The sequence below is a fragment of the Microcoleus sp. LEGE 07076 genome (assembly GCF_015207455.1).
In the GTDB taxonomy this organism is placed as follows: Bacteria; Cyanobacteriota; Cyanobacteriia; order Cyanobacteriales; family Microcoleaceae; genus Microcoleus.
Genome location: NZ_JADEWV010000261.1, coordinates 1 through 6918, shown reverse-complemented (window position 1 = coordinate 6918; position 6918 = coordinate 1). Strand labels below are relative to the sequence as shown.

9 protein-coding genes are annotated in these 6918 nt (G+C 44.8%); 4 read left to right on the top strand and 5 right to left on the bottom strand.

Translation table 11 applies throughout. From position 1 onward, the window contains the following. The first annotated feature begins 165 nt into the window (after positions 1–165). On the top strand, positions 166–426 hold the full coding sequence (locus tag IQ270_RS26515; protein ID WP_193976153.1) for a DUF4926 domain-containing protein: 261 nt from the start codon (positions 166–168) through the stop codon (positions 424–426). Between the two features lie 213 nt (positions 427–639). Here IQ270_RS26515 and IQ270_RS26510 read toward each other — a convergent pair whose 3' ends face one another. From IQ270_RS26510 to IQ270_RS26490, 5 genes are all read right to left on the bottom strand, one after another. Beyond that, positions 640–1008 (bottom strand): type II toxin-antitoxin system PemK/MazF family toxin, encoded by a 369-nt coding sequence (locus IQ270_RS26510; RefSeq protein ID WP_193976152.1) that lies wholly within the window; start codon positions 1006–1008, stop codon positions 640–642. Positions 1009–1016: 8 nt separating this feature from the next. Further along, positions 1017–1418 (bottom strand): hypothetical protein, encoded by a 402-nt coding sequence (locus tag IQ270_RS26505; protein ID WP_193976151.1) that lies wholly within the window; start codon positions 1416–1418, stop codon positions 1017–1019. Between the two features lie 103 nt (positions 1419–1521). Then, the gene (locus IQ270_RS26500; protein WP_193976150.1) at positions 1522–1836 is read right to left on the bottom strand and encodes a hypothetical protein; all 315 of its coding nucleotides are present in this window, start codon (positions 1834–1836) and stop codon (positions 1522–1524) included. Between the two features lie 605 nt (positions 1837–2441). Continuing rightward, positions 2442–2969: a hypothetical protein gene (locus tag IQ270_RS26495; RefSeq protein ID WP_193976149.1), complete on the bottom strand. Its 528-nt coding sequence runs from the start codon at positions 2967–2969 to the stop codon at positions 2442–2444. A 175-nt stretch (positions 2970–3144) separates the two neighbouring features. Then, entirely contained in the window at positions 3145–4182 is a 1038-nt protein-coding gene (locus IQ270_RS26490) for an NADP(H)-dependent aldo-keto reductase (RefSeq protein ID WP_193976148.1), read from the bottom strand. A 197-nt stretch (positions 4183–4379) separates the two neighbouring features. Here IQ270_RS26490 and IQ270_RS26485 point away from each other — a divergent pair, with 197 nt between their 5' ends. The 3 genes from IQ270_RS26485 to IQ270_RS26475 form a co-directional block, all read left to right on the top strand. Continuing rightward, positions 4380–5561: a DegT/DnrJ/EryC1/StrS aminotransferase family protein gene (locus tag IQ270_RS26485; protein WP_193976147.1), complete on the top strand. Its 1182-nt coding sequence runs from the start codon at positions 4380–4382 to the stop codon at positions 5559–5561. A gap of 253 nt (positions 5562–5814) precedes the next feature. Beyond that, complete coding sequence (gene crtB, locus IQ270_RS26480; protein WP_193976146.1) at positions 5815–6690, top strand: cyanoexosortase B; 876 nt, start codon at positions 5815–5817, stop codon at positions 6688–6690. Then, the coding region (locus IQ270_RS26475) for a cyanoexosortase B system-associated protein (RefSeq protein WP_193976145.1) at positions 6690–6918 on the top strand (229 nt) is incomplete at its 3' end. The genes crtB and IQ270_RS26475, both read left to right, overlap by 1 nt.

Genomic DNA, 6918 nt, shown 5'->3' with positions numbered 1-6918 from the left:
GACCCGTGTATCTCGTTTTTCGGCTCTTTTTCCCTCTGCCTCATCATAGTTTTTTTCCACGCTCGTGGGATGTTTGGTTTCACCCTTTTTTAATTCGCCAACAGTCTCTTGAAACCGCGTCTACACAAACAAAACCCGCCTTCGCGGGTTAAAGATTGGACAGCAATGAGCAAATTTCAGTTATTTGATGCAGTTAATTTAACCGAAGAAATCGCTCTCGCAGATGGCGGAGTTGCACCCCCAGAAACAGCGGGGGCGATTGTTGAGGTATTCAAGAACGGTGAAGCTTATTTAGTCGAATTATTTGGCGGATGGGTGAAAGCGGAAGTTGGCGGAGATTTTGTTCCTGCAACTCAGGATGAGCCAGAATCATTTATGGAAACGATAGGTGTTGAAACAGTTTATCCGCATCAGTTGCAATTATAAGACTTACGCATGAGGTTCAGAAACCGGGTTTTTTACGAAAATACTTCGTTGCGGTGCGAAGATTCGCTAAAAACCCGGTTTCTTTGGGCTGAAGTCTGCGACTTTGCCGAGTTTTTGCAGGAAAAACAGCAAAAAGTGCATGAAGCGAAGCTATCCCGTAGGGAATCGTATTAAGCATCTGCGCGATAAACGTTTAGGTAATGAAGGGATAATTCAAAAGCCAAACATCGCTTTTAGTCCATTGGCGATCGGCTGATACTCTTCTGCGGTTAAACTGCCAAGATAGCGCAATACTCGCCGGATATCTACAGCGCGTACTTGATCCAGCAATACTATCGAGTCGGCCGTTAGATTTCCCACTCCTGCCTGAAGACTTGGGTATAAAATTGGATTTTGTGCAGTCCAATCTCCTGATTGTCTGGTAATCGGCACAACAATCACAAGCTCAAAACGGATCGTACCTGTGTTGCTTGGTCTCCCCACTACTACAGCAGGGCGTATTCCTTGCTGTTCGTGCAGTGCAGGCGTTTGAGGAGGGAAATCAACCAGTAAAATATCGCGGATGGTGAATCTATTAGCCACGCTTATTGCTATACCCTTTCGTCTTCAAGAATAACAGCACCTACTCCCGGTATATAGCGCACGGGTTGACCAAGTTTCATCGGGTCTACATCTCCCCAATCATAGGGGGGAATTTCATTATCGACGAGGTAAAGTTGACGCCAAGGGGATTTTGCCAATGCTTCCTCGGAAATGTCAGGAAAAAATATTAGCACTTCTGAAATGCCAATTGGAAAACCATTGAGTTTGCTCAAGCCATCTATAATGGCGGCTAAGACGGATAAGTCTAAATGATTGAGCTTTTCGGCTTTTTCGATCAGTTGGTATACGGTTTCAGGATTGAGTGTTTCGCCCACAGCTTCGACTAAGTTTTCGGGGGTGAAACCTCGACATTTCAAGTATTCGGCTAGTTGTAAGCGAATTGTACTCATGGGTTTAGTTGAGAAAGATTTTAGGGTGAAGTGCGATCGCCCTTTACCATTGTCCTATTTTTTCGATGGAAAGGGCGATCGTACTTTCTATGAGATTCCTAGTCTATCCGTAACATATTCGCGATCGTGACATGGCGCAGTTTGATGAACCATCGTTTTCGCAGTAATTTGGATGACAATCAAGTTGGTCATTCAAGTCATTTATTACCTGTCGCTGTTCTTCGATAGTTTCATCCTTTGCTTCGTTTTCCTCAAGCAGACTGCGGTGCGACTCCGCCAAAGCGCGGTACGACTTCGCCAAAGCCCGGTGCGACTCCGCCAAAGCGTGGTACAACTTCGCCAAAGCAGAGAGAGCGATCTGAGCCCGCCGAAGGTTGGGAAACAATTGTCCGTCTTGTGGGTTACAGTTGTGGAACATATATTTCAAAGTAGTTGGGTTTACTTGTGTTGGTTTGACCTCTTAACTTCAAACCAACTGAGCTACCTAGCGAAAGCGAGGGCACTGTCTGAATTTCTACTTCAGGCGGGCCTTTTCCGTTTTTACTGACTGGGTATCCTCATCAATAATTATAGATCAGTGTTTAGAGTTTAGACTTGTAGCTAGCATGACTTGACATTTTTTTGACTGTGCGCTATCCTGTTAACAGGAAAAGCAAACTGGTTGCCATACTCTGGGCAAACATGAATCCCTATTAGGGACTGAAATATGCTTGCTACAAGTCAAGTTTGCTATTCCAAACCCTCCTATTTAAACTCTCTGTTTTTTGGGAGGGTAAATCCCTATCAGGGATTGAAACTTAATTGAATGTTTACTGTCAAAGTCCTGTTGACTATGATTGGGGCTTTGCGAAGAGCTGGTAGGGTGCGTCGCCATCTACAATCTTCAATTCCGATCGACAATCGATGAGCGACGCACCTTACTGGCATAGCGAAAGTCAACAAATTCAACACTCATGATTGTTACAAGACTTTGGATAATTGCTATAACAATACGCCGATCGCCCAAAACACCATCCAAACCAACTACTTACTCAACACCACAGCATCGGTATTGCCAGAAAAAGCCGGACTAATAAACTCATCCTTCTCCTCGGCTGTGATGTAACCCTTATCTACCGCTAGCTGCATCACTTCAGCCAGAAAACCTCTGAGTGCATCTAATACGCGAGTGCGATCGAATTCAAAATGCTTTTCCCAGCAGGAAGTTCCAAACTTGCTCAAAGTACAGCTAAGGCGATCGTCTGTGGGTACTAACTTGATAGTTAACGTACAACTTTCAGCAAAATCTATTTCTATTGGCCTACCTTGTGACAGTTTCCTAATTTGTTCAGGCAGATTATCGTCCAAAATCATACAGATATCAGGATCTAAAAATACCTGTATTCTCTCATCACCTATTTCTATTGATACTGTACGATCGCATTCAAAACAAAAACGCCGGATCGCCATTTCAAAATGAGTAAGTTCTCCCAATGGATCTTCTGGAGGATCTGCGTAATTTTCTAAGAAACGCTGGGCTAATTTAAAATTAAATTTTTGACTGGTATTCATCGCTGTTTCTCCTAAACAATATAAACAATTAATAAGTTGGGTTTCGTTTCCTGACCTCAACCCAACCTACTAATATCTAATCAGGGTTCAAATTTCCCCTCTATCTCTTAGTCCGCGCAGGCGGACTTTGTGTGTGTAGAAGCGGTTTCAACCGCCGATTGAACAACGAACAAACTTACGGTGTCGGATTCGGATACTTAGCGTGCACCGCATCAATTTCCGCTACAATCTCCTTATCCAAATTCACCTCCAAACTGCCGAGATTTTCCTGCAACTGTTCGAGACTTGTTGCACCGATAATAGTGCTCGTGACAAACCAGCGCGATCGCACATAAGCCAAAGCCATCTTAGCCGGAGTCAAATTGTATTTTCCAGCAATCTCAATATAGGCTTTCACCGCATCATTCAGATTAGTTTTATCGTAACGCTGACCGAATCCTGCGAATAAAGCCAGCCGCGAATTTTCGGGAATTCCGTTCAAGTATTTACCCGTTAAAATTCCAAAACCCAAAGGACTGTAAGCCATCAATCCCACATTTTTAAAGCGGCAAGTTTCTGCCAAATTCATGTGAAAAGTCCGATTGCTCAAACTAAAAGCATTTTGAATCGAAACAACTTTCGGCAAACCGTGTTTTTCGGCCAATTCGCAAAACTCGCAAACTCCCCAAGGCGTTTCATTGCTCAAACCCAAATAGCGGATTTTGCCAGCTTTAATCAAGTCAGCAAACACCTCCAACTGTTCCAAAATCGGTACAGTTTCGTGTTCTTGAGTAATATCGTAATCTGGCGCGCCAAATAGTGGCACGTAGCGATCGGGCCAGTGGATCTGATAGAGGTCGATGTAATCAGTTTGCAGGCGTTTGAGGCTGTCGTTCAGGGCTTTTTCCACATTTGGGCGATCGAGCTGATTTTTCCCTTCCCGAATCCACTTTAACCGAGTGCTTCTGCCCGCCACTTTCGTCGCTATAATGACTTTATCCCGCTGCTGTTTCGCCAACCACTCGCCGATATATTCCTCAGTTTTTCCCTGAGTTTCCGGTTTTCCCGGCACCGGATACATTTCGGCCGTATCGATAAAGTTGATTCCTTTAGAAATTGCCAAATCGAGCTGCTGGGCCGCCTCTTCCACAGTATTTTGCTGGCCGTAAGTCATAGTACCCAAACAAAATTCAGATACTGATAAGTTGCTGTCACCGAGTTGTTTGTATTCCATGATTTCGATTGCTGAAAAAATATCTAATTCTATCTTACCGAAAAAGGTTGATTTAATTGACAGATCCAGAAAACTGCGATCGGCTTTCTCCTCTCTTCCTCTTTTCCTCTGCGCTCTCTGCGCCCTCTGCGGTTAAAAATTCCCAAAAGATATCCGCACTCAAATGTTAATATAAATAATTAGTATTCCTCTGATGTATGAGTAGTCGCCCGCCCAAAGTTCCATTTGTCAACCTCTCCCTGCAACACCAACCAATTCAATCCCAAATAACAGAAACAATTGGCAAAATTATTGAGCGAGGAGACTTTATTTTAGGTCAAGCACTGGCAGAATTTGAAACAGCATTCGCAGCAGCTTCTGGAGTACAATACGGCGTAGGAGTGGCTTGCGGAACAGATGCGATCGCCCTGGGACTCCAAGCTTGCGGCATTAATCCGGGCGACGAAATTATCATACCCGCCAACACCTTTATCGCTACCGCAATCGCCGTCATTCAAGCCAAAGCAATACCTATTCTGGTAGATTGTGACCCGGAAACAGCCCTAATTGACCTCACAGCAGCCGAAACAGCAATTACCTCGAAAACTAAAGCAATTATCCCCGTACATCTCTACGGTCAAATGGTATCGCCCCGACTGCTTTTAGATTTTGCTAACCGCCACGATTTAATCATATTTGAAGATGCCGCCCAAGCGCACTTAGCCGAAAGAGAAGGATACCGCGCGGGTTCTGTTGGGAAAGCAGCAGCATTCAGCTTTTATCCCAGCAAAAACCTCGGTTCTTTTGGCGACGGCGGGATGTTAATTACTAACGATGCAGAACTCGCAGAAACCATGCGTACTCTCCGCAATTACGGAGCTCCTAGCAAATATTTACATACAGAAATTGGTACAAACAGCCGTCTCGACAATTTGCAAGCTGCCATACTCAACATTAAATTGCCATACTTAGAAAAATGGAATCGCGATCGCCACAGGGCCGCCCAACACTACAATAATTTATTAGAGCCGCTGAAACACAAAGGCATTGTACCGATCGCCAATCACAGCGGCAGCGGTCACATTTATCACCTCTATGTTATCCAAATTACTGACAAAAGCTCGTTAGCGAAGCCCGCCCCTACGGGGGCTGCGCCAACGAAGAGGATCGACCGCAACACCATCCAGCAAAAACTCGCCCGAGACGGCATTCAAACAGGCATCCACTATCCCGTACCCTGCCACCTGCAACCCGCCTACCAAAACTTAGGCAACCCGGGCGACTTTCCCCGCGCCGAAACCCTCTGCCAACAGATTTTATCATTGCCAATGTATCCCGGATTGAGCAATACTCAGATCGAGCAAGTTGTACGGGCGATAGAACGAGCAGAGAAATGCTAATTGTCGATCGAAGTTATGCTAAAAGTGTTTCAAGCAGTAAGCTGTTCATCATTTAAACTGTATGCAAAAAACAATAAAACAATGAGTGGGGTGGGTGTCCCGGCCACCCTGAACATACAATGTTTATTTGTCCGAAAGCTTACAGCGAATTTCTCAAAGCGATTGAATTGGGAATTAACAAATCTTTCACTCACACTTCCCAACCGCTTTCGCATTGCGAATCCACTGCAGCAATCTCAAAACTTCTCAAATTATGCACATCCAGCGCAGAATCCAGATTATTTTCAAGCGATACCTCCTGGCAGAAGGTATCACCCTGCTCCTAGTGCTGCTGTACGCTCCCCTGCTAGTACACTGGTACGACGGCTGGTTAAACAAAAACATCAGCATCGAACACGAATATTTCAGCCACGGACTAATTGGTTTGCCCTACGCAGCTTACATTGCTTGGACGAACCGAAAATGCTGGCTGCGATTGCCCAACTCACCCCATCATTTCGGAAGCTTTTTGCTGGTACTAGCGACACTTTTTTATCTGAGTCGCTTAAGCGATTTGGTAAATTTATCTTTACCAGTAATGCTGGCAGGCATCTGCTTGTCATTAAAAGGAATCCCCGGCTTAAAATTGCAGGCAATGCCACTTTTATTCATCTTTTTGGCATCACCAAATCACATTCCTTACCTCATAGAACCCTACGCCTTGCCGCTACAGCACTTCATTGCTGAGATGTCAGGCTTAATATTAACTAAAGTCGGTCTCAACGTGAGAGTCGAAGAAATTTATCTCTACGTAAACGATCGCATTGTAGAAGTTGCTCCCCACTGTGCAGGATTAAAAATGCTGTTTACCAGTCTTTACGTCAGCTTAATTCTGCTGGATTGGACAGGAGTTTGGAGTTCCCACAAAAAAACCCTTTTGTTTTTAGCGATCACATCGATTATTAGCATCACTTCCAACATTCTCCGCAACACTTTGCTAACTTACTTGCACGGAACCGAGAGAGAGACGCTTTTTAATTGGCTGCACGCTGGATGGGGCGGAGACTTGTATTCTACCTGTATACTAGGCTTATTGGTACTTCTCCTCAACGGCATGGAAAAGTATTCCCCAAAGCAGTATAGCAATTGATGAAAAAAATAATTTCAGCACAGAAACTACTGCGGCAGTACCAATCTAAAATTGTGGTACTGGCGTTTTTGTTGGTACTGGTTGGGGCAGTAGCAATTCCCGGCTACCTGACAGGAAAGTGGCCTTGGACAAACCCGCCAACCGTTGCCAACCTCAAGCAATTGAAAAGTTTGCGCCAAAACGGGATGAAACTTCCCGGCTGGGAGGCTACCCGCGTGCAGAATAACG

Excerpts from the sequence above, each read along its gene's own strand:
- IQ270_RS26485 (WP_193976147.1), top strand. The coding sequence starts at position 4,380 with ATGAGTAGTCGCCCGCCCAAAGTTCCATTTGTCAACCTCTCCCTGCAA.
- IQ270_RS26515 (WP_193976153.1), top strand. The coding sequence starts at position 166 with ATGAGCAAATTTCAGTTATTTGATGCAGTTAATTTAACCGAAGAAATC.
- IQ270_RS26500 (WP_193976150.1), bottom strand. The coding sequence starts at position 1,836 with ATGTTCCACAACTGTAACCCACAAGACGGACAATTGTTTCCCAACCTT.
- IQ270_RS26490 (WP_193976148.1), bottom strand. The coding sequence starts at position 4,182 with ATGGAATACAAACAACTCGGTGACAGCAACTTATCAGTATCTGAATTT.
- crtB (WP_193976146.1), top strand. The coding sequence starts at position 5,815 with ATGCACATCCAGCGCAGAATCCAGATTATTTTCAAGCGATACCTCCTG.
- IQ270_RS26505 (WP_193976151.1), bottom strand. The coding sequence starts at position 1,418 with ATGAGTACAATTCGCTTACAACTAGCCGAATACTTGAAATGTCGAGGT.
- IQ270_RS26495 (WP_193976149.1), bottom strand. The coding sequence starts at position 2,969 with ATGAATACCAGTCAAAAATTTAATTTTAAATTAGCCCAGCGTTTCTTA.